This is a genomic window from Kitasatospora kazusensis (assembly GCF_039529945.1).
Lineage (GTDB): Bacteria > Actinomycetota > Actinomycetes > Streptomycetales > Streptomycetaceae > Kitasatospora > Kitasatospora kazusensis.
The window spans coordinates 1-23,585 of sequence record NZ_BAAANT010000005.1; the positions used below are offsets into that span (position 1 = coordinate 1).

The 23,585-nt window shown below is 70.0% G+C and carries 23 protein-coding genes; 12 read left to right on the plus strand and 11 right to left on the minus strand.

The window, feature by feature from the left end; translation table 11 throughout:
• Window positions 1-258: 258 nt before the first annotated feature.
• The 4 genes from ABD330_RS06050 to ABD330_RS06065 form a co-directional block, all read right to left on the minus strand.
• Entirely contained in the window at window positions 259-1,320 is a 1,062-nt protein-coding gene (locus ABD330_RS06050; RefSeq protein WP_344461543.1) for a hypothetical protein, read from the minus strand.
• A 401-nt stretch (window positions 1,321-1,721) separates the two neighbouring features.
• Complete coding sequence (locus ABD330_RS06055) at window positions 1,722-2,168, minus strand: hypothetical protein (protein ID WP_344461545.1); 447 nt, start codon at window positions 2,166-2,168, stop codon at window positions 1,722-1,724.
• 324 nt (window positions 2,169-2,492) lie between these two features.
• A complete protein-coding gene (locus ABD330_RS06060) occupies window positions 2,493-3,200 on the minus strand; it encodes a hypothetical protein (protein WP_344461546.1) in 708 nt (235 codons plus the stop codon).
• A gap of 78 nt (window positions 3,201-3,278) precedes the next feature.
• On the minus strand, window positions 3,279-4,061 hold the full coding sequence (locus tag ABD330_RS06065; protein WP_344461548.1) for an IclR family transcriptional regulator: 783 nt from the start codon (window positions 4,059-4,061) through the stop codon (window positions 3,279-3,281).
• Window positions 4,062-4,512: 451 nt separating this feature from the next.
• On the opposite strand from ABD330_RS06065, the gene ABD330_RS06070 reads away from it, so the two are divergent.
• Window positions 4,513-5,055 carry a hypothetical protein gene (locus tag ABD330_RS06070; protein WP_344461550.1) on the plus strand — a complete coding sequence of 181 codons (543 nt, stop codon included), beginning with the start codon at window positions 4,513-4,515 and terminating at the stop codon, window positions 5,053-5,055.
• Window positions 5,056-5,206: 151 nt separating this feature from the next.
• Here the strand turns inward: ABD330_RS06070 and ABD330_RS06075 are convergent, their stop codons facing one another.
• From ABD330_RS06075 to ABD330_RS06100, 6 genes are all read right to left on the minus strand, one after another.
• Window positions 5,207-6,667, minus strand: coding sequence for a catalase (locus ABD330_RS06075; RefSeq protein WP_344461552.1), 1,461 nt, complete (start codon window positions 6,665-6,667; stop codon window positions 5,207-5,209).
• Between the two features lie 41 nt (window positions 6,668-6,708).
• Window positions 6,709-7,974: an allantoicase gene (alc, locus tag ABD330_RS06080; protein WP_344461554.1), complete on the minus strand. Its 1,266-nt coding sequence runs from the start codon at window positions 7,972-7,974 to the stop codon at window positions 6,709-6,711.
• 96 nt (window positions 7,975-8,070) lie between these two features.
• Entirely contained in the window at window positions 8,071-9,438 is a 1,368-nt protein-coding gene (gene allB, locus ABD330_RS06085) for an allantoinase AllB (protein ID WP_344461556.1), read from the minus strand.
• A 172-nt stretch (window positions 9,439-9,610) separates the two neighbouring features.
• On the minus strand, window positions 9,611-10,753 hold the full coding sequence (locus ABD330_RS06090; protein ID WP_344461558.1) for a glycerate kinase: 1,143 nt from the start codon (window positions 10,751-10,753) through the stop codon (window positions 9,611-9,613).
• Window positions 10,754-11,267: 514 nt separating this feature from the next.
• The gene (locus ABD330_RS06095) at window positions 11,268-12,164 is read right to left on the minus strand and encodes a 2-hydroxy-3-oxopropionate reductase (protein ID WP_344461560.1); all 897 of its coding nucleotides are present in this window, start codon (window positions 12,162-12,164) and stop codon (window positions 11,268-11,270) included.
• Window positions 12,165-12,207: 43 nt separating this feature from the next.
• A complete protein-coding gene (locus tag ABD330_RS06100) occupies window positions 12,208-13,068 on the minus strand; it encodes a TIM barrel protein (protein WP_344461562.1) in 861 nt (286 codons plus the stop codon).
• Window positions 13,069-13,257: 189 nt separating this feature from the next.
• Here ABD330_RS06100 and ABD330_RS06105 point away from each other — a divergent pair, with 189 nt between their 5' ends.
• The 11 genes from ABD330_RS06105 (at window position 13,258) to ABD330_RS06155 (ending at window position 23,022) form a co-directional block, all read left to right on the plus strand.
• The gene (locus ABD330_RS06105) at window positions 13,258-13,530 is read left to right on the plus strand and encodes a thiamine-binding protein (protein WP_344461961.1); all 273 of its coding nucleotides are present in this window, start codon (window positions 13,258-13,260) and stop codon (window positions 13,528-13,530) included.
• Window positions 13,527-13,916, plus strand: coding sequence for a helix-turn-helix domain-containing protein (locus ABD330_RS06110; RefSeq protein WP_344461564.1), 390 nt, complete (start codon window positions 13,527-13,529; stop codon window positions 13,914-13,916). Before ABD330_RS06105 ends, ABD330_RS06110 begins: the two co-directional genes overlap by 4 nt.
• Before the next feature lie 193 nt (window positions 13,917-14,109).
• The gene (gene uraD / locus ABD330_RS06115) at window positions 14,110-14,634 is read left to right on the plus strand and encodes a 2-oxo-4-hydroxy-4-carboxy-5-ureidoimidazoline decarboxylase (protein ID WP_344461566.1); all 525 of its coding nucleotides are present in this window, start codon (window positions 14,110-14,112) and stop codon (window positions 14,632-14,634) included.
• Window positions 14,635-14,682: 48 nt separating this feature from the next.
• A complete protein-coding gene (gene uraH, locus ABD330_RS06120; protein WP_344461568.1) occupies window positions 14,683-15,018 on the plus strand; it encodes a hydroxyisourate hydrolase in 336 nt (111 codons plus the stop codon).
• 28 nt (window positions 15,019-15,046) lie between these two features.
• Window positions 15,047-15,961 (plus strand): factor-independent urate hydroxylase, encoded by a 915-nt coding sequence (pucL, locus tag ABD330_RS06125; RefSeq protein WP_344461570.1) that lies wholly within the window; start codon window positions 15,047-15,049, stop codon window positions 15,959-15,961.
• 332 nt (window positions 15,962-16,293) lie between these two features.
• Window positions 16,294-17,757 carry a nucleobase:cation symporter-2 family protein gene (locus ABD330_RS06130; protein ID WP_344461572.1) on the plus strand — a complete coding sequence of 488 codons (1,464 nt, stop codon included), beginning with the start codon at window positions 16,294-16,296 and terminating at the stop codon, window positions 17,755-17,757.
• Between the two features lie 60 nt (window positions 17,758-17,817).
• Window positions 17,818-19,200, plus strand: coding sequence for an 8-oxoguanine deaminase (locus ABD330_RS06135; protein ID WP_344461574.1), 1,383 nt, complete (start codon window positions 17,818-17,820; stop codon window positions 19,198-19,200).
• Between the two features lie 273 nt (window positions 19,201-19,473).
• Window positions 19,474-20,904 (plus strand): amino acid permease, encoded by a 1,431-nt coding sequence (locus ABD330_RS06140; RefSeq protein ID WP_344461576.1) that lies wholly within the window; start codon window positions 19,474-19,476, stop codon window positions 20,902-20,904.
• Between the two features lie 211 nt (window positions 20,905-21,115).
• The gene (locus ABD330_RS06145; protein ID WP_344461578.1) at window positions 21,116-21,646 is read left to right on the plus strand and encodes a GNAT family N-acetyltransferase; all 531 of its coding nucleotides are present in this window, start codon (window positions 21,116-21,118) and stop codon (window positions 21,644-21,646) included.
• A 57-nt stretch (window positions 21,647-21,703) separates the two neighbouring features.
• Window positions 21,704-22,204, plus strand: coding sequence for a SigE family RNA polymerase sigma factor (locus tag ABD330_RS06150; protein ID WP_344461580.1), 501 nt, complete (start codon window positions 21,704-21,706; stop codon window positions 22,202-22,204).
• Between the two features lie 71 nt (window positions 22,205-22,275).
• On the plus strand, window positions 22,276-23,022 hold the full coding sequence (locus ABD330_RS06155) for a hypothetical protein (protein ID WP_344461582.1): 747 nt from the start codon (window positions 22,276-22,278) through the stop codon (window positions 23,020-23,022).
• Window positions 23,023-23,084: 62 nt separating this feature from the next.
• On the opposite strand, the gene ABD330_RS06160 is transcribed toward ABD330_RS06155, so the two are convergent.
• A complete protein-coding gene (locus ABD330_RS06160) occupies window positions 23,085-23,471 on the minus strand; it encodes an allophanate hydrolase-related protein (RefSeq protein WP_344461584.1) in 387 nt (128 codons plus the stop codon).
• Window positions 23,472-23,585 lie beyond the last annotated feature (114 nt).

Genomic DNA, 23,585 nt, shown 5'->3' on the forward strand with positions numbered 1-23,585 from the left:
CCACGGCCTGCCGCCGGATCCGCTCCCGCGCGGCTCTCTCCGCGTCGGTCAAACCGCCGCCCTGTGCATACCTCACAGCACATGACTACCGGGACCGACCCCCCGCAGGCAGGTGAATGCCCCTGCTTCACCCATCCGAGCGACATCACGGATTCAACTTCAGTAACGTCATGATTTCCAGGACCGGGTACTCCAGCCGCGAGAACAACGAGTTCATTACTCAGCGTGTCTATCCAGCACGTCGGGCTCGGCGTCTGGTCAATCCAGCTTGATGAACGAGGGGCGCGGGGCCAGAGATGTGGCTTCCCGATCCGGCTGGCCCAGGTGAAGCCAGTCAGGAGCGTCCACCGACAGAAGCCTCGACTCGACGTCGGCGAGATCCTGTTGGGCAGCCTCATTGAGCGCCCACTCAATCTCGGCAACCTTCACGTCGGCATAACCTTCCAACTGTTGCTGGATCTTCTGAGCCATCGGCGTCGGCTTCTGCCAGTAGTTACCGCGTTCATGCCGTCCGAGCGTCGTAACTGCTTCCCCGACTGCCGCGTAGGCGTCGTTGTACAGCCCCATGAAGCCGTGAGGATCAGGCAAGGTTACGACCCACAGGCTGTCTCCGGCCTTGCTCGTCTGCTTCGTGACCCCAGCGGGTAGATCCTTGTGCTCCGGGACAACGCCGATCCGCAAGCCCGGCCCGCTCTCCAGCTGCTCCTTGTTGCTCTTGATGGTCACCGCAAGGTGACGGTGGCGCTCCTGATCGCTGACGAACAGATCTGTCCGCCAGATCTTTCTAAGCCTCGCTCCAAGCTGTGGCTCGGCCGCCTCGCCGATCGCCGCAAGCCGCACCCAGTTGTCGAACGCGGGCGGCCGACCACGTGTATCGGGCAGGATCACGGCCTCTTCCGAGGCATTGTCGATAACGGCCTCAAGGAATCCAAGATACTTCGCCCGCTCGTAGCCAAACAGCAACGACTCCGGACGCTCAAGATCCTTGAAGCCCCTTGGCGAAGCCCGCTTCATGGCCCAGACGAGGGGCTCGATGACTGTGGGCTCCGCCCCTTGAATCGCTTCGTGAACCGCCCATTCGAACCCATCTCCGCGCATGCCCTTGTCTCGCTGGAGTCGAGCGACGTAGGCGAGCTGACGAAGCGTCACATCGACTCGATCAGAGTTCAAAACCGTCAGGCCGGAATCAGGGATCTGATCGACGAGCGCTCGAAGGATTGACCGTGCAACGGCGTAAAGCGCACGTCCACGCTCATCAACCGGCGCCTTCTGGGTCACGAACGAGATCTTGCTGAGTGCCTTCTCCTCTTTGGTAGCCACGCGGCTCCTTTCATACACCTGCACTCATGATCGCGGAGGCCTCCACCGCCTACTACGACAAGACCCACGAGTCCGACCAGGCCACTACTACCGTCGCCTCGATCCTACTCAGGATCTGATCTTTAAAAACCACTCTTAGACCGACCGGCAATCTAATCTGCCACAGACGGTCACCCCAGCCAGACGGCTTCTCGCAAACTAACGCTCGGAACTGTGAGCCGGGACACGGTAGTTGGAACCACGAGGGAATGTTGAGCTGGCGGTTTGGACCTCGTGGGACACGCTTGTTGGAACCATTTGGTCACGCTTCTTGCAACCAGTGGTGAAGTGCCATTCATGTTGGAACCAGTTCCGAGCATCCGGAGCCCGCAGCGTCTGCGGTCGCGGTCGGGCCAGGGCGCCTACGGCAGATCCGCCCCGTCGTCGAACCGGAACCCCAATGCCTGGGCGAGCTGGAACACCAAGCTCTCTGCCAACGGATCACACTCCGCCACCAGGGCAGCTCTCACTTCCGTCGGGGTCGGGTCGAGCCCGGCCTCCCGAGCCCAGGCAACTGCTTGCCCGGCTACTTCGTCCGGATCGCCGATCCACTCCTCGGGGAAGCCGTAGCCCCGCGCCATGACCGGAGACAACACAGATTGCCATGACAGACCACCGGGACTGGCCGCCTGCACAGTGACGAAGTCGCTGTCGACCACATGACAGACCAGCACCGGAGCCGCCGTCTCACCAACGATCGATGAGTCAGGGTCCCCTCCGGGGAGTGCTTGCAGGATCTGCCAACCGTTGTCCCGCGCCCACCAGACCGCGATACAGGGCGACGACCTCAGCGCCACCAGCTCCGTCACGGGCCTATCAGCACGCGCCACGATGAATGATCCCGAGAACCCCATGGCCCGACACCCTAGACGTGACCACCGACAGCCTCACGACTCACTCCACGGCGCAGAGCCCCACCGCGATGCCGAGACCCAGCGACTCCAACAAGCGAGGCCAGGTTCCAACTAACGTGTCCCGGCTCAAACGGCTCGCAAACTACAGGTCGGAGCCCCAGCTCGAAGACGACAGACTCGCAAACTATCCATCGGAGTCACACCCGGATCAGGTGGTGGAGATCGGGCCTCGGCGCTCACACCTGGCAGCCGAGAAGTGCGAGACTCGGGCCCCGGAGCTCAGACCGCGAGGCGGAGCGCCCGCCGCCCGGACAGTGCGATGGACAGGACGAACAGGCCAGCCGCACCGCCCACGGCCGCGAGCTCCGTCCAGCTCACGGAGCCGCTCCCGTCGGCCGACTCCGGCGGCACCCAGCCGGCCGGGTCCACCAGGACGCTCTCGGTCCGGCCCAGCTGGCCCGAGCCCCAGCAGCCGGAATCGGCCAGCTTGGCGTGCGGCAGCGGGCGGCCGTCGGCGCGGCGGAGGTCGCACGTCCAGCCGATCTTCCCGTTCTTGCCCTTGCTGCCGTGCACGCCGGTCACCACCACGTCAGTCGGGACGCCACGGTGAGCCATCACCTCGGTCTTGAAGGCCATCCCGCCGAGGAGCAGGAGCACGATCCCGCTGGGCACGGCCAGCGCCAGCAGCCATCCGGACTGTCCGACGATCATCACCACGACCAGCGCGAGGATGAACACCAGCACGGCCGGGATCCCACCCAGCGGCCCGTAGTCCGGGTTGGTGGCGAGCACCACCAGAGCGACCATCAGCACCGGCGCGCCGATCGCGGTCAGCACGGTGACCCGCGGGATCAGACGGCGCGGGACGATCGAGGCCGCCCGGGCCTTCGCCTTGCTCACGGCACGGTCCCTGGCCTTGGCCGTGGGCTCCGGCACGAGCCTCGGCAGCGGCGTCGACTTGGGCTTGCTGGTTCTGCTCCGGGCCACGGGTCGGTCCTGCCCTGTCACTCGCTCGAACGGTTGTCCGCGACAGTCTGACCGCTCATGGCCCGGCAGCGGTAGCCGTCAGACCGCCATCGCGAGCATCAGCGGCGCCGCGCGCTCCGCGAGGAGCTCGGCGGCGGCGCGCAGCCGGTGCACGTTGTCGACCGGCATCGAGGCGGCCAGGCAGCCGACCGTCCGGCCCGCCGTGACCGGGACGGCCGCGCAGACCGTGCCGAGGGCGTACTCCTGGATGTCCAGCACCGGGACGGTGGCGGGCTGGCGCTCCAGGCGGTGCATCAGCTGCTCGGGGTCGGTGATGGTCCGTGAGGTCAGGCGCGCTATCGGGTGCCGGGAGAGGTGGTCGCGGCGGCCGTCGTGGTCGAGCTGGCTGAGCAGGCACTTGCCGATCGCGCTGGCGTGCGCGGTGGCCCGGAAGTCCACCCACTCCTCCACCGCCGGCGCGTGCTCGGCCGAGGCGACCGCCTCGACCGACAGCTCGCCGTCGTGGTAGCGGCTGAAGTAGACGGCGGCGCCGAGCTCGTCGCGCAGCTCGGTCAACTGCTGGTCGAGCCTGGCCCGCAGCACCTGCTCCCGGTTGCGCTGGCCGAGCACGGCGAACGCGCCGCCGAGCACCCAGTCGCCGTCCTGGCAGAGCAGGTACCCCTCGGTCTCCAGCACCTCCACCAACTCGCGGACGGTGGCGGGCGGGAGCGACAACTCGCGCGACAGACCGGCCAGGGTCGCCCCGGAGGGGTGGCGGTCCACCGCCTCCAGCACCCGGAGCGCGCGCTGCAACGTGCCGAAGGGGCCGCTCCGACCACCCTCGGCGAGCATGGCCTGACGGTCCCGGCTCTGTGCCGACATGGCGACCCCTTCCGTGGTGACAACCCCCAGCCTATCCACCGTACGGCCCAACCACGCCACCCTCACAGGATATTGCCGCAGGTGGCGGGTACTGCTCAGTTGGCATATGCCACACGGGGGTGACCCGGATGCGAGACGACATCAGGAGGCGGGGACCGGGCACGACCTGACAGGCCGCGTGGCCCGGAGGCCGGGCAACACCATGGACCCGAACCGGGCGCCGCTCCGAGATCCCGGAGGGCTGCGTGTCCGACGACCGGTCAGCGGAAGGTTTCTTCTACCAGAACACCGGCCTGGATACACCGTGGCCATGCCAAATTCATCATTACGGGGCCGCCCGCCACGGAAGCACAGTCGACACCCGTCCCGGTCAGTAACGTGCGCCGCACCGTTACTCGGTCGGCATGCCCACGTCGTGCGGCGTGGGATGCCCATTCTTGGAGGTGTTCCCGTGGTCAGCCTTGGCGGCCTGATCCCCCCGGTCGGGCTGGAGATTCCCTGCTCCAGCTATGCGGTCAACGTACCGCTGCAGATCAATGTGCTCGGCATCGTCACCCTGGACCTCAAGGGCGGCATCAGGTTCCGCGTCGAATCCAACATCGCGGGCGGCCTCGGCGGGGTGAAGTTGAAGATCATCGGCGAGGAGTACAGCGCCGACTCCCCCGTCCTCGGCAAGGTCACCCTCGCGCAGGCCGACATCGACACCACTCCGCTCAGCCTGCTCGAAGTCACCAGCAACTTCCCCCCGGCCTTCCGCAACACCCTCTTCCACGACTTCACCCTCACGCTTGAGAAGCCCCCGGGCGGTGGTGAGCCGATGGTCCTCTCCAACACCAGGACGATGACCACCCTGTGCGACAGCCTCAAGCTCTTCCCGCCGCAGGGTGACGTCTACCAGCTCCAGCAGCCGGTGGACTTCGCCCCGGTCGGCTCGCCCGACATGGTCGTCGCCCAACTGCTGCAGCTCCCGATGACCAGGTCGCACAACCCCTGATCGCTCCTCGGGGCGGCCCGTCGAAGCCCCCTGAAGGGGAACCGCAAAACGAACGGGCCTCTCCCCCACTGCCCTGGGGGGAGAGGCCCGTCGGTCGGTCACGCCGGGTTCGGCCGGCGTGACCGGTGAGGGTCGGTCAGGTGGTTCGGGGTCAGCTCTCCTGGCCCGCGCGGAGCTTGGCGACGGCGGCCTCCAGGCGGGAGCCGTAGTTCTCGTCGGCGGCGTGGAAGTGGGCGAGGTTCTTCTCGATGATGTCGTCCCGGCTGACCTGGGCCAGGAAGCCCGCGAGGTTGCCGATCAGGCGCTCCTGCTCACCGGCCGACATCAGGCGGAACAGCTCGCCCGCCTGGAAGAAGTCGTCGTCCTTGGTGTGGGCCGGGGTGGTGTACGTGCCGGTGTGGCCGTTCAGGGCCACCGGCGCGGCGAGCGCGGCGTCGGTCTGGGCGGGGCCGTCGTACGAGTTGGGCTCGTAGTTCTTGCCGCGGCCGGACTTGTTGACCGCCGAGAGGCCGTCGCGGCCGTAGTTGTTCGCCTCGGTCGCCTTGGGGGCGTTGACGGCGAGCAGGGTGTGGTTGACACCGAGGCGGTAGCGCTGGGCGTCCGCGTAGGCGAACAGCCGGCCCTGGAGCATCTTGTCCGGGGAGGGGCCGATGCCGGGCACGAAGTTGTTCGGCGAGAAGGCGGACTGCTCGACCTCGGCGAAGACGTTCTCCGGGTTCTTGTTCAGGACCAGGCGGCCGACCTTCTGCAGCGGGTAGTCCGCGTGCGGCCACACCTTGGTGAGGTCGAACGGGTTGAAGCGGTAGTCCGCCGCCTCGGCGACCGGCATCAGCTGGACGTACAGCGTCCAGGACGGGAACACGCCCCGCTCGATGGCCTGGTGCAGGTCACGCTGGTGGCTGTCGGCGTCCGCGCCGACCACCTCGGCGGCCTGGCCGCCGTCGAGCGAGCGGACGCCCTGGTTGGTCTTGAAGTGGTACTTCACCCAGAACGCGTCACCGGACTCGTTGACCCACTGGTAGGTGTGCGAGCCGTAGCCGTTCATGTGCCGGTACGAGGCCGGGATGCCGCGGTCGCCGAAGAGCCAGGTGATCTGGTGGGTCGAGGCGGGCGAGTGGGCCCAGAAGTCCCAGACGTTGTCGGCTTCCTGGACGCCGGTGTACGGGTCGCGCTTCTGCGAGTGGATGAAGTCGGGGAACTTGATCGGGTCCTTGATGAAGAACACCGGGGTGTTGTTGCCGACGAGGTCGTAGTTGCCCTCCTCGGTGTAGAACTTCAGCGCGAAGCCACGGGGGTCACGCACCGCGTCGCTGGCGCCGAGGTTGCCCGCGACGGTCGAGAAGCGGAGGAAGACCTCGGTGCGCTTGCCGACGGAGGCGAGGAAGTTCGCGCGGGTGAACTGCGAGACCTCGTCGGTGACCTCGAAGTAGCCGTACGCGCCGGAGCCACGGGCGTGCACGACGCGCTCCGGGATGCGCTCGCGGTTGAAACGGGCGAGCTTCTCGAGGAGCTGCTGGTCCTGGATGAGCAGCGGGCCGTACTCGCCGGCCGAGGCCGAGTTCTGGTTGTCGGCGATCGGGGCGCCGGACTCGGTGGTCAAGATCTTCGACATGAGGGGGTCCTTCAGTAGCAGCTGTGCGGGAGAAAGGCGGATCAGATGCCGAGCAGGCGCCAGATCGCGGAGCGGCGGCGGGAGGACTGCTCGCCGTCGGGGCCGTCGGTCGGCTGCAGGGCAGCGACGGCGGCGGTGGTCGCGGCGGCGTCCGCGAGCGGGCGGGCGGCGGTCAGGCCGGTGGCCTCCGCCGGGTTCAGGCCGGCCTCGGTCAGTGCGGCCTCGGCCTCGGCGGCCGGCAGCGCGTTGAACCAGCGCAGCGCGAGGGCGGCGCTGCCGGCCTCGGTGAGCCTGCCGGTGAGCCGCAGGCGGGCCAGGCCGCCGTCCGGGTAGACGTTGATCCGCACGTGGGTGACGGTCCGTCCGCCGGGCAGCCGGAGGCGGTGGCGGGTGTCGGGCTGCAGCCGCGTACGGGGGAGGATCTCGAACCAGCCGTCGGCGTCGGTCGACGGGTCGCCGCCGTTCGAGGCGTCGTAGCCCACCAGGTCGGCCCAGCCGGGGGCGTTGGCGACGAAGTGGGTGGTGTCCACCTCGGCGGCCAGGACCTCGCCGCCCCCGGCCAGGGCGATCTGTACCCAGTCGTTGGCCTTGTCGCGCCGACGCCGGGTCTCCCAGCCCTCGCCCATGACGGTGGCTCGGCCGGGAGAGTTCAGGTTGTGCGGGGAGGAGAAGTAGCGGTCCGAGGCGGCCTCGGCGACGCCGCCGAACTCCTGCGCGGCGAGGTCGAAGGTCAGGCCGTCGAGGTCGCGCGGGTCGGGCAGCACCTCACCGTGCACGCGCAGGCGGGCGACACCGCCGTCGGGCCAGATGTTGAGGCGGACGTGGGTGAAGCGGGTCTCGTTCGCGACCGCGAACTCGTGGGCGGTGTCGCCCTGGAGCGCGGTGCGGGGTACGAGGTCGACCCACTCGGCGGCTTCGAGCTCCTCGACCGAGGGGATGCCCGGGATCGACGCGGCCTGGACGGAGCCCGAGTCCGGGTAGTTGCCGGTGAAGTGGGCGGTGTCCACGATCACGCCGCGGATCACGCCGCCGACGCCGAGACGGACGATCGTCCAGTCGTGGTCCTCGTCGGTCGGGTGCGGCTGCTCGGCGGAGACTCCGCGGCGGCGCTTGCTCTCCCAGCCGTCCATGATCTGGCCCTTGTGGCCGAAGGTGTGCGGGCGGAACTCGGCGGGCTTGGCGACCAGCAGGTTCTCGGCCTCGGCGAAGGTGTCCTCGTTGGTCGCGACCACACCGGCGCCGAGCAGCCGGGACGCCAGGTTGACCAGGTCGGTGAACGGAGCGCTCGTGGTCTGACTGGTACTCATGCGGGAGTCTCCAAGTGATCGAGTGGTCGGACGGACGGTTCGGGCGACCGGACGGGTGATCCGACGGCCGGCCGGGTCATCGGGTGACCGGAGGGTTCATCGGGCGGCCGGACGGACGATCTGGCGCCCGAACGGCTCGGCCTCCGCCTCGACCACCCGGCCTCGGAGCCAGGTCGTCCGGACGGCGCCGGTCAGCGTCTTGCCCGCGTACGGGGTGACGGGGTTGCGGTGGTGCAGGTTCTCGGCGATCACGGCGAAGCTGCCGTCGGGGTCGAAGGCGACCAGGTCGGCGTCGTTCCCGACCGCGATGGCGCCCTTGGTGCCGGTCAGGCCGACCAGCGAGGCGGGGCCGCTCGACATCCAGCGGACCACGTCGGCGAGGGTGTGGCCGCGCCTGCGGGCCTCCGTCCAGATGGCCGGCAGGCCGAGCTGGAGCGAGGCGATGCCGCCCCACGCGGCGGCGAAGTCGCCGCTGCCGCCGTACTTCTGGAGCAGCTTCAGGTCCGGGGTGGACGGCGAGTGGTCGGAGACCACGGCGATGAACTCGCCGTTCGCGAGCGCCGCCCAGAGCTGGTCGCGGTTGGACTCGTCGCGGATCGGCGGGCAGCACTTGAACGCGGTGTCGCCGTCCGGCACCTCCTCGGCCGCGAGGGTGAGGTAGTGCGGGCAGGTCTCGGCCGTCACCTGGACGCCGTCCTCGCGGGCCTGCCGCAGCAGCGGCAGCACGGCGGCGGAGGACACGTGCAGGATGTGGACGCGGGCGCCGGTGCGGCGGGCCGTGTCCAGCAGCCGGGCGACGGCGGCGGCCTCGGCGTCGTCGGGGCGGGAGGCGAGGAAGTCGCGGTAGTGGGTGCCGGGCCGCTGCGGGGCGGCCTCCAGCACGGCCGGGTCCTCGGCGTGGATGATGGCCAGCGCGCCGATCCGGGCCTGCTCGGCCAGGGCGGTCTCCAGGTCGGCCTGCTCGACGTGCGGGAACTCGTCCACGCCGGAGGGGGCCAGGAAGCTCTTGAAGCCGAACACGCCCGCCTCGTACAGCGGTTCGAGGTCGGCGGCGTTGCCGGGGATGGCGCCGCCCCAGAAGCCGAGGTCGACCCAGGCCTGGCCCTCGGCGGTCTTGCGCTTGGCGGCCAGCCCGTCGACCGTGGTGGTCGGGGGTATGGAGTTGAGCGGCATGTCGATGATGGTGGTGACACCGCCGGCGGCGGCGGCGCGGGTCGCGGTGGCGAAGCCCTCCCACTCGGTGCGGCCGGGCTCGTTCACGTGCACATGGGTGTCGACCAGGCCGGGCAGGAGCGCGACGGCGCCGAGGTCGGTGACCTGGGCGGCGGAGAGCGAGCCGTGCTCGGCGATCTCGGCGATCCGCCCGTCCCGGACCAGCACGTCGGCGGGGCGCTCCCCCTCCGGCAGGACCACGCGGCGGGAGCGGATGACCACCGGGGCGGAAGGCGTCTCGCTGAGGGGCATCTGGACCTCCGGGGTGAAGTACGGGGTGGGGGTCGCTGAAGGCGGGCAGGCAGTGCCGAGGCGGCAGTTGGAAGATCTGATGATCAGACCTCCGCTGCGACTGCTCGGAGCCTAGGCCCGCCTTCAACAAAACGTCAATGTAGGAAGCTACGAGTCGGTCAGCTCGCCTCGGTCAGCTCGCCAGCAGCTCCGCCGCAAGGCGCTCCCCCGCGACCTCGGCGAGCTCGGCCGCCTTCGTCATACTGTCGCCGGGCTCCTCCGCCAGGTCGGTGAGCGCGTAGGCGGCCACGAAACCCGCCGCCCGCCACTGATCCTCCGACAGCTCCAGACGCCCTGCCACCGCGGCCACCCGAACCCCCGCCCGGGTGGCCGCCGCGGCAACGCCGGCGGGTGCCTTGCCATGGAGCGTCTGCGCGTCCAGGCAGCCCTCACCGGTCACGACGAGGCGTGCCCCACGCACGGCCTCGTCGAAGCCCAGCAGTTCGAGCAGGAGCTCGATGCCGGGCCGCATGGTGGCGCCGAGCAGGGCGAGGGCCGCGAAGCCCACTCCGCCCGCTGCCCCGGCGCCGGGGGCATCACGGAAGTCCCGGCCGGTCGCATCGCGGACGACGTCCGCGAACCGGGTCAGGCCCTCCTCCAGGATCACCAGGTCGTCGGCGTCCGCACCCTTCTGCGGGCCGTAGACGGCCGTCGCGCCGCGCGCGCCGAGCAGCGGGTTGTCGACGTCGCAGGCGACCACGATCTCCACCCCGGTCAGCCCGTCGGCGAGCGCACCGAGGTCGAGCCGGTCCAGCCTGCGCAGTGCGCCACCGCCCGGCGGCAGCTCGGTGCCGTCGGCGTCGTACAGGCCGACGCCGAGCGCCTGGACCATGCCCGCACCGCCGTCGGTGCAGGCACTGCCGCCGAGGCCGAGCACGACCCGCTTCGCCCCGAGGCTCGCGGCCCGGGCGATCAGCTGGCCGACGCCGTACGAACCGGCCCCGAGCGGGGCCGTCCGGCCGCCGGGGAGCCGGGCCAGCCCGGAGGACTGGGCCAGCTCGACCACGGCGGTGTCACCCCGCAGGGCGATCGCAGCGTCCACCGGCAGTCCGGTCGGACCGGCCACCTTGGCGGCGACCCGGGTGAAGCCGGCCGCGAGGGCGGCGGCCAGGGTGCCCTCGCCGCCGTCGGCGACCGGGAGCTCGCGGATCTCGACGCCCGGGGCGGCCCGGCGGATGCCGGCCGCGAGGCGGGCGGCGACCTCGGCGCCTTCCAGCGTGCCCTTGAACTTGTCGGGGGCGACGACGACATGGCCCTGGGTGGGGGTGGCGGGCATGGCGTGGGCCTCACTTCCGGAACGGGTTTACGGATGCACTCTGGTCAACCACATCAGGCACGGATGAACTGTGTGCTGACGGTCAACCCAACAGGGGCGCGGGGAACTGCGCGACCAGGGCAGTACGGAGGTGCACGGTTGCGCGCGCAGTTCCCCGCGCCCCTTGAGGTTGCCCCTCAGCGTTTGGTTACCCATGCTCCTGCGAAGCAAAGGAGTGGTGCGACCCCCTCCCCGCCGTTCCTCTCGTCCCGCTTCCGACGTACGAGAGGCTCCCCTCGGCGAGGGAGGGGGCCGGGCGATGCGCGCGCGGACACGACCGAAGTGTCCCCGGGAGGCATGGCGCGCGCTTCGCCGGCTTGGGACGACCAGCAGGTGGGTGGATGAGCACCGGACCCACCTGCCGGTCGAATCTGGCCTCCTGGTGGCGCGGGCACGACCGGACAGGTACACGCCACCAGGAGGAGTCTTGGGGAGGCCCCGGGGAGAGTCAGGCTCCCCGGGGCCGGGGTGCTGCTTAGGCGACCGGGCGGCCGGAGAGGCGCTCGACGCCGCGCAGCAGCGCGGAGTGGTCCAGCGAGCCGTCGCCGTTGGCGCGGGCCGAGGCGACCAGCTGGGCGACGACCGCGCCGACCGGGAGGGCCGCACCGACGGCGCGGGCGGCGTCGGTGACGATGCCCATGTCCTTGTGGTGCAGGTCGATGCGGAAGCCGGGGGCGAACTCGCGGTTCAGCATGTTGGCCTTCTTGCGGTTCAGCACGGTCGAACCGGCCAGCCCGCCGCCGAGCACGTCGAGCGCGGCCGTGAGGTCGACGCCCGCGTTCTCCAGGAAGACCACGGCCTCGGCCAGGACCTGGATGTTGACGGCCACGATCAGCTGGTTGGCGGCCTTCACGGTCTGGCCGGCGCCGGCCGGGCCGACGTGGACGACCGTGGTGCCCAGCGCGTCGAAGAGCGGCTTGGCCTCGGCGAAGTCGTCCGCGCTGTCCGCGCCGACCATGATCGAGAGGACGGCCTCGACGGCACCGGCCTCGCCGCCGGAGACCGGGGCGTCGATGGTGCGGACGCCCTTCTCCTTGGCGGCGGCGGCGACCTTGATCGAGGTCTGCGGGGTGATGCTGGACATGTCGATCACGAGGGTGCCCGGCTGCGCGTTCTCCAGGACACCGCCCTCACCGAGGATGACCTGCAGGACGTGCGGGTCGGCGGGGACCATCGTGATGACGACCTCGGCGTCCTTCACCGCGTCGGCGATGCTCGCCGCGCCGTGGCCGCCGGCCGCCACCAGGGCGTCGATCGCGGACTGCTCCAGGTTGTAGCCGGTCACGTGGTGGCCGGCCTTGACCAGGTTGGCGGCCATCGGGCTGCCCATGATGCCGAGGCCGATAAAGGCGATCTTGCGGGAGGCGCTCATCGCGTCGCGTTCCTTCGTACGGGGGAAAGGGGTGGGGTGGTGACTAGTTCGCGGCGCGGTGCTCGCGGGGCAGCCACTCGAAGCTGTCGGCACTGACGCCCTTCGCCGGGCGGTACTCCAGGCCGATCCGGCCCTGGTAGCCGGCGGCGGTCAGCCGGGTGAACAGGTCCTCGAAGTCGAGGCCGCCGGTGCCGGGCTCGTTGCGGCCCGGGTTGTCGGCGATCTGGACATGGCCGAACTTGTCGGCGTGGGTGTCGATGACGGCGGCCAGGTCCTCGCCGTTCATCGCCAGGTGGTAGAGGTCGCAGAGGAACTTCGCGTTGCCGAGGCCGGTCGCGGCGTTCACCTTGTCGACGACCTCGACGGCGGCGGCCGCGGTGACCAGCGGGTAGTCCGGCGACTCGGGCTTGTTGAGGGCCTCGATCAGCAGCACGGCACCGATCTCGTGCGCGGCCTTGGCGGCCAGGACGAGGTTCTCCAGTGCCAGCGCGTCCTGCTCGGCCGGGTCCACGCCGTCGACGCGGTTGCCGTAGAGCGCGTTGAGCGCCTTCGTCCCGAGCGACTCGGCGAGCCCGGCCGTCACCGCGATGTTCTCGCGGAAGCGGTCCTTCTCGGCCGGTACGGAGACGGTGCCGCGGGCGCCCTTGGTGAGGTCGTCCAGGAAGTTGAGGCCGGTGAGCTGCACACCCGCGTCGGTGAAGGCCTTGCGGAGCTCGTCCAGCTCGGCCTGCGACGGGGTCGGGTTCTCGCCGAAGGGCCACCACAGCTCGGCGGCGGTGAAGCCGGCGGCCGCGGCGGCGGCGGGGCGCTCCAGGAGCGGCAGCTCACTGAACAGGATCGACAGGTTGACCGTGAAGCGTCCATTCAAACGCGTGTGCTTGGAAGCGGCAGTCACGTCAATCACCTTTCACACTCTGGGGTCGCTCTTTGAAGAGCCCCGACTTCCACGATCCGGAAGAAGGATTCTGCTTGGTGGAAGCATGCTCGGGAAGTCCGCAGGGTGTCAACCCCGCCGCAACAATTTGTTGAAGAGGCTGGTCCGCCGACCCCTTCCCTCCCCCGGCCCGCTCGCTACAGTGAGCGGGTGCGATTGATGGTGGAGTTCACGACAGAACCGTTCGAGCTGGACACGTTCCCCGAGCACGCGGTCGCCGCGCGGCGCGTGGTCGACGAAGCCGGCCTGGCCGTCGCCGTCGGCCCGTTCGGGACCGGCGCCGAGGGCGAGGCCGACCAGGTCCTCGCCGCGGTGACCAAGCTGCTGCGCGAGACCCTGACCGCCGGGGCGACCCGGATCTCGGTCCAGGTCAGCGTCCTCGGCGAGGACGAGAACCGGAACAAGAACCCGGAAGGAGTGGGTACGCAGTGAGCAACGCCCTGGAACACCCGCTCGCCGCGGCGATAAAGCCGCTGCTGGACGCGGTGGGCGCGACTCCGGTCGCGGTCGCCGACGCCCGCCCCGAGGACGTGGTGCTGGAGTGGGAGGGAGCGCCGGCCATCGCCGTCCGCCTGCCGCACCTCAGCAGCGCCCTGGACCGGCTGCTGGCCGAGATGACCCGCCAGTTCGACGGGCGCCCGCTGGCCGAGCTGGACCGCTGGGAGAAGCAGCGCGTCGTCGCCCTGTTGGAGGAGCGCGGCGCGTTCACCGTCCGCCACGGGGTCGAGACGGTGGCCACGGCGCTCGGCGTGAGCCGGTTCACGGTGTACAACTATCTGAACCGCCAGGACGGTACGAGCGGAACGAAGACCGGCTGACCGGTCGCGTCCCGCCGCTGCGGCCAGTCTGTCCCGGTGGACACACCGGGCACACTTGGCGAATCGCACACGAAACCGGGCAGTAACGGGCCCCGTCTCAAAACGTAACCACCAACCGTTCAACAAAGTGTTGACGACCGGGGGTGGTGGATCTAGCTTTTGCGGGTGGCACCACTCTTCAGGAGGTCCACCCGTGACCAACCACCCCCGAACGTCTCCTGACGCGGCCGGCGCGCTCGACGCGCTGGCGGCGGCTCCCGCCGCCGAGCTGACGGAGACCCTGCTGGAGATCTGCTCCAGCCCCAGCTGGGCCGCAGCCGTCGCGGCCTCCCGGCCCTGGGCCGACCGCGACGCGCTGCTGGCCGCCAACACGGCCGCGATGGCCGCGCTCACGGTCGGCGACCTGGCCGACGCGATGGCCGGCCACGCCCGGATCGGCAAGCCCAAGTCGGGCGACGCCACCTCCGAGCGCGAGCAGGCCGGCATCCAGGGAGTGGACTCCGCTCTCCTCGATGAACTGCACGAGGCCAATGCCGCCTACGAGGCGAAGTTCGGCCACGTGTTCCTGATCTGCGCGACGGGCCGCACCGCGGACACCATGCTCGCGTCGCTGCGCGAACGCTTCCCCCACGACGCCGCCACCGAGGCGGAGATCGTCCGGGGCGAGCTGCGCAAGATCAACGACATCCGTATCAACCGCCTCCTCGACGAAGCCTGAGCTTCTGACAGAGCGTCACATCCTGCCATCAGTAAGGTCACTTCACCCATGACTGGCATCTCCACGCACGTGCTCGACACCAGCCTCGGCCGCCCGGCCGAGGGTGTCCCGGTCGAGCTCGCACTGCACACCGAGGGTGGCTGGCAGGTGCTCGGCACCTCCGCCACGGACTCCGACGGCCGGGCCAAGGACCTGCCGGCCGTGGAGGCGGGCTCGGTCGTCCGGCTCCTGTTCGACACCGACGCGTACTTCGCGAAGAAGTCGGACGAGACGCCGTTCTTCCCCGAGGTCTCGATCGTCTTCACGGTCGCGCCCGCGCAGCACCACTACCACGTGCCGCTGCTGCTCAACCCGTTCGGATACTCGGTCTACCGCGGAAGCTAGACCGCAGAAGAAGCTTAGGAGCCTAGCCATGGCCCACGTGCTCGGTCAGAACCAGTACGGCAAGGCGGAGAACCGCATCGTCCGCGTCTACCGCGACAGCACCCGCCACGAGATCAAGGACCTGAACGTCTCGGTCGCCCTCTCGGGTGACCTCGACGACGTCCACCTCACCGGCTCCAACGCCAACTGCCTGCCCACCGACACCACGAAGAACACCGTCTACGCCTTCGCGAAGGAGTACGGGATCGAGTCGGCGGAGGCCTTCGGCATCACGCTGGCGAAGCACTTCGTGGACAACAACGAGCCGATCCACCGCGCCCGGATCCGGATCGAGGAGTACACCTGGGACCGGATCAAGACCCCGGACAACTCCTCCCGGTTCATCGGCTCGGAGGAGGTCGGCCACTCCTTCTCGCGCAACGGCGGCGAGGTCCGGACCTGCGAGATCACCTACGACGGCACCACCGTCCAGGTCATCTCGGGCCTGAAGGACCTGGTCGTGATGAACACGACCAACTCGGAGTTCTGGGGCTACATCAAGGACAGGTACACCACCCTCAAGGAGGCGTACGACCGCATCCTCGCCACCCAGGTGACGGCCCGTTGGAAGTACTCCTTCACCGGCGTCGACAACGAGGCCCAGCCGAACTGGAACCGGTCCTACGCGCACGTCCGCCGCCACATGCTGGAGGCGTTCGCCGAGACCTACTCCTACTCGCTGCAGCAGACCCTGCACGCGATGGGCACCCGGGTCCTCAACAACCGGGCCGAGGTGGACGAGGTCCGCCTGGAGCTCCCGAACAAGCACCACTTCCTCGTCGACCTGGAGCCGTTCGGCCTCAAGAACGACAACGAGGTGTACTACGCCGCCGACCGGATGTACGGCCTGATCGAGGGCACCGTGCACCGCGAGGGCGTCGTACCGGTCATCCCGGTGGCCTGATCCGGGAACCCCCCGTGAACCCCGTCCAGTACCAGCGCACGTACCGGCCCGCCCGTCGCCCGCCACCACCCTTCCAAGGGCGCGCTGCGCGCGACACCGCTGTCGCCGGACGGTACCGGACGGTCTCCCGCACAATCCGCTCCACCCGCTCCACCTGTTTCCGCTCCACCTGTTTCTCCACCCCCACCAACCGGAGATCGTGCTCGCCTCACGGCGGCCGGCCCGGGGAGCCGGAGGAACTGCCCGAGGGACTCTTGCACCGCCGTCCCGCCCTCGGGGGGCCTCCAGCGCCACGGGCGCGCCGAGAGCCACGAGCGCAAGAGGGGCTCGACATGGCACTCCGCTCCACCAGAACCACTGACGGCGGTTCCACTCCTGACGGTCCTTCGCGACCGGACGGTGTGTCACCCGGTTCGCCCGATACACCGTCCGGAAGCGAGGTCCACCCCGTGGACGAGCTGCTGCCTCCGGTCAAGCTCATCAGTACCGGTCTGCAGCACGTCGCCGCGATGTACGCGGGCGTCGTGGCGCCCCCGCTCATCGTCGGCGCCGGCGTGGGACTCTCCCCCGCCGAGCTCGCCCTCCTGATCTCGGCCAGCCTGTTCACCGCAGGTCTGGCCACCCTCCTCCAGACGCTGGGCGTCTGGCGGATCGGTGCACGGCTGCCGTTCGTGAACGGCGTCTCGTTCGCCGGTGTGGCGCCGATGCTCGCCATCGCCAAGGAGCACGGCCCGAAGAACGCCCTACCGGTGATCTTCGGAGCGGTGATCGTCGCGGGGGTCCTGTGCTTCCTCGCGGCACCGTACTTCTCCAAGCTCATCCGGTTCTTCCCGCCGGTCGTCCAGGGCACCGTGATCACCCTCATCGGGGTGTCCCTGCTGCCGGTCGCGGTCAACTGGGCACGCGGCGGGGCTCCCGGCGCACCCGGTTACGGCTCCATGAAGGCCATCGGACTCGCCGCGTTCACCCTCGCCGCGGTGGTCCTGTGCAACAAGCTGCTCCGCGGCTTCTGGCAGCAGCTCTCGCTGCTCGTCGGTCTGGCAGCCGGCACCCTGCTCGCCTTCCCGCTCGGGCTCGCCGACTTCGGCGCGGTCCGGCAGGCGAAGATCTTCGCGCTGCCGTCCCCGTTCCACTTCGGCGCGCCGGTCTTCGACGCGGCGGCGATCGTCTCGTTCTGCATCGTCATGGTGGTCTCGATGACCGAGTCCACCGCCGACATGCTGGCTCTGGGCCGGATCGTCGAACGCGAGGCGGACGAACGGACGTTGACCGCCGGTCTGCGGGCCGACGGGCTGGCCTCCGCGCTCAGCCCGGTCTTCAACGGGTTCGCCTGCAGCGCCTTCGCCCAGAACATCGGGCTGGTGGCGCTGACGAAGATCCGCAGCCGCTTCGTGGTCGCGGCCGGCGGCGGCATCCTGATCCTGCTGGGTCTCTTCCCGGTGCTCGGCTCGTTGGTCTCACTGGTGCCGCAGCCCGTCCTCGGCGGCGCCGGGATCGTGCTCTTCGGCACGGTCGCGGCGAGCGGCATCCGCACCCTCGCGGAGGCGGGCATGGAGTCGGGCGGCAACACCATCCTGGTGTCCGTCGCCCTCGGGGTCGGCATCGTCCCGATCGCCGCACCCGACTTCTACGACGCCTTCCCGGAGGCCGTCCGCACGCTGATGCACTCCGGGATATCGGCCGGCTGCGTGATGGCCGTCCTGCTCAACCTGCTCTTCCATCACGTCGGTGTCGGCCGCCGGTCCCCGGCCGGCGAGACACCCGGCGCGACGGTGCCAACGGCGACACCGTCCTGACCGGTAGGGGCGCGCACTGCACGTCGCGCGCCCCTACCCTCCCCCCATAGGAGAAACACCATGGCAGTCCAGCCCCCGCCCGCCGACCAGCGGATCGTGATCGAGAACGTCGCGATCGCGACGGTCGACGCCAACGACACCGAGTACGCCCGCGGCCACGTGGTCGTCCTCGGCAACAAGATCGAGTCGGTCGGCAACGGCCCCGCCCCGCAGTGGCTGGACAACGTGGTGCGCCGCATCAACGGCGAAGGCCATCTGATCACCCCGGGCCTGGTCAACACCCATCACCACTTCTACCAGTGGATCACCCGGGGCATGGCCCAGGACAACATCCTCTTCGACTGGCTGGTCGCGCTCTACCCGACCTGGGCCCGGATCGACGACAAGCTGGTGCACGCCGCCGCCCAGGGCTCGGCCGCCGCGCTGCTCAAGTCCGGCTGTACGACGGCCAGCGACCACCACTACGTCTTCCCCAAGGGCGGCGGCGACATCCTCGGCGCCGAGATCGAGGCCGTCCAGGAGCTCGGCATGCGCTTCACCGCGCTGCGCGGCTCGATGGACCGCAGCAAGAAGGACGGCGGCCTGCCGCCGGACCACGCGGTCGAGAAGACCGAGGACATCCTGATCGCCTCCGAGGCGGCCGTGGACAAGTACCACGACGCCTCCTTCGACTCGATGCTGCAGATCGCCATCGCGCCCTGCTCCCCCTTCTCGGTCTCCACCGAGCTGATGCGCGAGGCCGCCGTGCTCGCCCGCCGCAAGGGCGTCCGGCTGCACACCCACGGCTCGGAGACGGCCGAGGAGGAGCAGTTCTGCAAGGAGCTGTTCGGCATGGGCCCGACGGACTACTTCGAGTCCACCGGCTGGCTGGGCGAGGACGTCTGGATGGCGCACTGCGTCCACATGAACGACTCGGACATCGCCAAGTTCGCCGAGACCGGCACCGGCGTCGCGCACTGCCCGTCCTCCAACGCCCGCCTCGCGGCCGGCATCGCCCGGGTACCCGACATGCTCCGCGCGGGCGTTCCGGTCGGCCTCGGCGTGGACGGCACCGCCTCCAACGAATCCGGTGAGCTCGGCACCGAACTGCGCAACGCGCTGCTGATCAACCGCCTGCACGGCTCCCCGACCGCGCTGACCGGCCGCAGCGCGCTGCGCCTGGGCACCATGGGCGGCGCCCGGGTGCTCGGCCGGCAGAACGAGATCGGCTCGATCGAGGTCGGCAAGCTCGCCGACCTGGCGCTCTGGAAGATCGACGGCATCATGCACTCCTCGATCGCCGACCCGGTCGCCGCCCTCACCCTCGGCGCCCTCCCGCCGCTGGCGCTGCTCCTCGTCAACGGCAACGCCGTCGTCGAAAAGGGCAACCTGACCACGGTCAACGAGGAGAAGATCGCCCTGGACTGCGCCCGGGCCGCCAAGGAGCTCGCCGCACGCGACTGACACCCGTCAGAACCGACGACACCCTTCGGAATCCACACCCCTCGACTCCGGGTGACGTGCCAGGGACGGCGCGCCACCCGGACTCCGCCCCCTGCGGGGGGACCGGAGAGCAGCCCCGGGCTCACGGCGAGAGTCCGGGGCTGTCACCTTTCCGCCGTATTCGCGGCGAACGCACGGGTAACCCTCAAATAACCCTCAAATAAAGTGACAGAAAAGAAGCAGACCTTCATTCCGGGGTTACCGGGGGCCGAATACCGGGGTTACCTTCGCCCAATGAATACGGACACCAGACCCCCCAGCGGGCAACTCCAAGCAGGCCTGAAGAACCGCCACCTCTCAATGATCGCCATCGGCGGCGTGATCGGCGCCGGGCTCTTCGTCGGCTCCGGCGCCGGAATCGCGGCGACCGGACCGGGCATTCTGCTCTCGTACGCGCTGGCCGGCATCCTGGTCGTGATGGTGATGCGGATGCTCGGCGAGATGGCCGCGGCCGATCCGCAGAGCGGTTCGTTCTCCGCCTACGCCGACCGCGCGCTCGGCAAGTGGGCCGGCTTCACGATCGGCTGGCTGTACTGGTTCTTCTGGGTCGTGGTGCTGGCGGTCGAGGCCACCGCCGGTGCGAAGATCCTGCACAACTGGGTCCCCGGTGTGCCGCAGTGGGCCTTCGCGCTGATCGTGATGGCCGTGCTGACCGCGACCAACCTGTTCTCGGTCGCCTCCTACGGCGAGTTCGAGTTCTGGTTCGCCGGGATCAAGGTCGTCGCGATCGCCGCGTTCATCGTGATCGGCGTGCTGGCGATCCTCGGCGTGCTGCCGGGCACCCACGCGGTGGGCGCGACCAACCTGACCGGCCAGGGCGGTTTCCTGCCGCACGGCGTCGGCAAGGTGTTCGAGGGCATGCTGACGGTGGTCTTCGCCTTCATGGGCAGCGAGATCGTCACCCTGGCGGCCGGCGAGTCGAGCGACCCGGAGAAGGCCGTCAGCAAGGCCACCAACAGCGTGATCTGGCGGATCGGCATCTTCTACCTCGGCTCGATCGCGATCGTCGTGACGCTGCTCCCGTGGAACGCGGCCTCGGTCAAGGGCAGCCCGTACGTCGCCGTGCTGGAGCATGTCGGCATCCCGGGCGCCGCCCAGGTGATGAACGTGATCGTGCTGACGGCGGTGCTCTCCTGCCTCAACTCCGGTCTCTACACGGCCTCCCGGATGGCCTTCTCGCTCGGGCAGCGCGGCGACGCGCCCCGGGCCTTCGCCCAGGTGAGCGGGCGCGGCGTGCCGCGTACGGCGATCCTCACCTCGGTGGTCTTCGGCTTCGTCGCGGTCTTCTTCAACTACACCTCGCCGGACACCGTCTTCCAGTTCCTGCTGAACTCCTCCGGCGCGGTCGCCCTCTTCGTCTGGCTGGTGATCTGCTTCTCGCAGCTGCGGATGCGCAAGATCATCGAGCGTGAGTCCCCCGAGCGCCTCACCGTCCGGATGTGGCTCTACCCCTACCTGACCTGGGCGACCATCGGCCTGATCGGCTTCGTCGTCGCCTACATGTTCACCGACCACGACGGACGGATCCAGATGATCCTCTCGCTGGTCGCGGCCGCGATCGTGCTCATCGCCGCGGCGATCGTCAACCGCCGCCGGGCCGCCGCCACCGCCGCCTCGGCGCCGAGCGCCGAGGCCGTCCGGCCGGGCGTCCGCTCGGCGGTCTGACCGGCTCCCCGCGGGGCGCTCCGGCCGGCAGGCCGGCCGACGCGGGAGGCGGAAGGCGCGGCAGCTCGCGCCGTCCTCCTCCCGCGTCCCGCGTCGCGCGCGGGCGGGACGGCGTGCCCGTACCCGCATGGGTTCCCGAGCCGCTGGCGCGGACACCCCGGCTGGTGGCAGGGTCGGGTGCCTGCCGTCAGTGATCACGAGGAGGCCGAGGATGCCGGAGCACGCGCACACCCCACAGGTACGGCTCCGGCCGTGGTCGGAGGCCGACCTCGCCCTGCTCACCCTGACCAACACTCCGGAGATGACGGCCCACCTCGGCGGCCCCGAGCCCGAGGAGAAGCTCCCCGAGCGCCACCGGCGCTACCTGGCCGTGGGCGCGAACGGGACGGGCCGGATGTTCACCGTCGTGCTGTCCCGGACGGGTGAGACCGTCGGCAGCGTCGGCTACTGGGAACACGTCTGGCAGGGCGAGACCGTCTACGAGACCGGCTGGGGCATCCTGCCGCCGTTCCAGGGCAGGGGCCTCGCCGCCGCCGCCGCCCTGGCGGTGATCGACGCGGCCCGGGCCGAGGGCCGCCACCGCACGCTGCACGCCTTCCCGTCGGTCGAGCACACCGCCTCCAACGCGATCTGCCGCAAGGCCGGCTTCACCCTGCTGGGCGAGGTGGAGTTCGAGTACCCGAAGGGCAGCTTCCTGCAGTCCAACGACTGGTGCGTCGAACTCGGGGGCTCCGACCTGTAACACCCCCGAGGGTGGCGGCGTGAAAGGGTTGACGTCGCAACCTGGAAGGACATCTCGGTGGGGGAAACACCCGCGGACTATCTGGAGTTCGCCCACGCCCGCAGCGGGCAGCTGTTCCGTACAGCCTGCCTGCTCACGGGCGACTGGCATCTCGCGGAGGATCTCGTACAGGAGACGCTCGCGAAGATGTACCGCTCCTGGCACCGGATCGACCGTACGGAGTCCCCGGTGGCCTTCGCGCACACCGTGCTGGTCCGGACCTTCATCTCCTACCGGCGCCTGCGCAGGTCCGGCGAGCGCCCCTCCGGGCGGCTCCCGGAGTCGACGGCCCGGACGGACGACCCGGCGCTGCGGCTGACCCTGATCGACGGGCTCGCCCAGCTCGGGGCGAAGGACCGGGCGGTGCTGGTCCTGCGGTACTGGGACGACCAGTCGGTGGAGGACACCGCCCACATACTCAGGATCTCGACCGGGACCGTCCGGACCCGCAGCTTCCGGGCGCTGCAACGACTGCGGCAGGTCCTCGGCCACGACTTCGCCGAACTGGCACGCCTGTGACCGGGCCTCGACCCTCCTCATCCCGCCCGGAGTCCCTCCCGGAATCGCGCCCGGACCGAACGGAGAACACGGTGTCCCCCGACGAGCAGTTCGGGCAGGCCATGCCCGAGGCGATGGACCACGCCGCCCGGCAGTTCGCCCCGCACAGCCCCGACCTGGTCCAGCGCGCCACCCTGCGGGGGCGGCGGCTGCGCCGCACCCGGCGGGCGCAGTTGGGCGCCGTCACCGTCATCGCCCTCGGTGGCACGGTCCTGGGGCTCAACCAGCTCACCCCCGCCACCTCACCGACCAGCGGCCGGCCCAGTGCGCCGCCGTCCCCCACCTACCGTCCGCCGGTCTACAGCCCGCCGACCGTCCCCCGCTCGGGGTCCCTCTACGAACAGTTCGCCGCGCTGCTTCCCGAGCGGGGCCACAGCACGGAGGTCGAGAGCAGCGGCTCGTTCACCGACGGCCGCCTCAGCGGGATAGTGCGCAGCCGCCTGGTGTTCTACGACGGGCACGGCGGGACCACCGTCACGCTCAACGTGAAAGATCCGGATCCGCTTGCACCGGCCTCCCCACTGGACTGCCCCCCGGTCGGGGAGGAGTGCGGGACGCTGCCCGACGGCACGCAGGTCGTCGCCGGGCGGTTCACGCCCGGCAACGGCCTGGTCAAGGCGGGAGTCCAGGTGCTCCGTCCCGACGGCCGACTCGTGGACATCCTGGAGTACAACACCGACGACCTCATCGTCGGGGGCGGCAACCTGCCCCTGGCCGAACCGGCCCTGAGCCTGGACGAACTGACGGCCGTGGCGCTGAGCCCGCACTGGGAGAAGTGAGCCGTCGGCGCACGGGAGACGCCTGAGGGGGTACGGCCTGGGCCGTACCCCCCTCAGAGGGCTCAGGCGGTGCGGCCCAGGGTGGCGAGGTAGGCGCGCCAGCCGCCGAACTCGGTGATCTCCTTGTGCACGCCGCGCTGCTCCTGGCCCCGGGCCAGCAGCATGGAGAAACAGGCGCTGCCGTCGGCGAGTTCGATGATGCCGAGCTCCAGTTCCGCCGGCTCGCCGGGCAGGATGACGTCGCGCAGGTGCTCCAGGCCGACGTCGTAGAGCTCGCCCTCGATGGCGGTGTCGACGGCCGGGTCGGGGAGCAGGCCGGGGCAGACGTCGCGGATGGAGAAGAAGCGGTAGCCGGGGGCGGTGGTCACCGGGCCGATCAGGGCGTCGGCGACCGAGTGGTGGAACGGGCCGCCGACCATGGCCTGGCCGTTGAAGAAGATACGCGCCATCGGATGGCCTCCTCGGGATGTGACTGTGGCCGGGGGCAGAGACCCCCGGCCACAGCCGTACGGATCGGAGCAATCGAACCGGCCGGTGCTACAGCTTGGCAGGCGGCAGGGCGA

Bases quoted from the DNA above. Each gene is read 5' to 3' on its own strand.
- ABD330_RS06065 (WP_344461548.1), bottom strand. From the start codon at position 4,061: ATGTCGGCACAGAGCCGGGACCGTCAGGCCATGCTCGCCGAGGGTGGT.
- ABD330_RS06075 (WP_344461552.1), bottom strand. From the start codon at position 6,667: ATGTCGAAGATCTTGACCACCGAGTCCGGCGCCCCGATCGCCGACAAC.
- alc (WP_344461554.1), bottom strand. From the start codon at position 7,974: ATGAGTACCAGTCAGACCACGAGCGCTCCGTTCACCGACCTGGTCAAC.
- allB (WP_344461556.1), bottom strand. From the start codon at position 9,438: ATGCCCCTCAGCGAGACGCCTTCCGCCCCGGTGGTCATCCGCTCCCGC.
- ABD330_RS06090 (WP_344461558.1), bottom strand. From the start codon at position 10,753: ATGCCCGCCACCCCCACCCAGGGCCATGTCGTCGTCGCCCCCGACAAG.
- ABD330_RS06095 (WP_344461560.1), bottom strand. From the start codon at position 12,164: ATGAGCGCCTCCCGCAAGATCGCCTTTATCGGCCTCGGCATCATGGGC.
- ABD330_RS06105 (WP_344461961.1), top strand. From the start codon at position 13,258: ATGGTGGAGTTCACGACAGAACCGTTCGAGCTGGACACGTTCCCCGAG.
- uraH (WP_344461568.1), top strand. From the start codon at position 14,683: ATGACTGGCATCTCCACGCACGTGCTCGACACCAGCCTCGGCCGCCCG.
- pucL (WP_344461570.1), top strand. From the start codon at position 15,047: ATGGCCCACGTGCTCGGTCAGAACCAGTACGGCAAGGCGGAGAACCGC.
- ABD330_RS06130 (WP_344461572.1), top strand. From the start codon at position 16,294: ATGGCACTCCGCTCCACCAGAACCACTGACGGCGGTTCCACTCCTGAC.
- ABD330_RS06135 (WP_344461574.1), top strand. From the start codon at position 17,818: ATGGCAGTCCAGCCCCCGCCCGCCGACCAGCGGATCGTGATCGAGAAC.
- ABD330_RS06140 (WP_344461576.1), top strand. From the start codon at position 19,474: ATGAATACGGACACCAGACCCCCCAGCGGGCAACTCCAAGCAGGCCTG.
- ABD330_RS06145 (WP_344461578.1), top strand. From the start codon at position 21,116: ATGCCGGAGCACGCGCACACCCCACAGGTACGGCTCCGGCCGTGGTCG.
- ABD330_RS06160 (WP_344461584.1), bottom strand. From the start codon at position 23,471: ATGGCGCGTATCTTCTTCAACGGCCAGGCCATGGTCGGCGGCCCGTTC.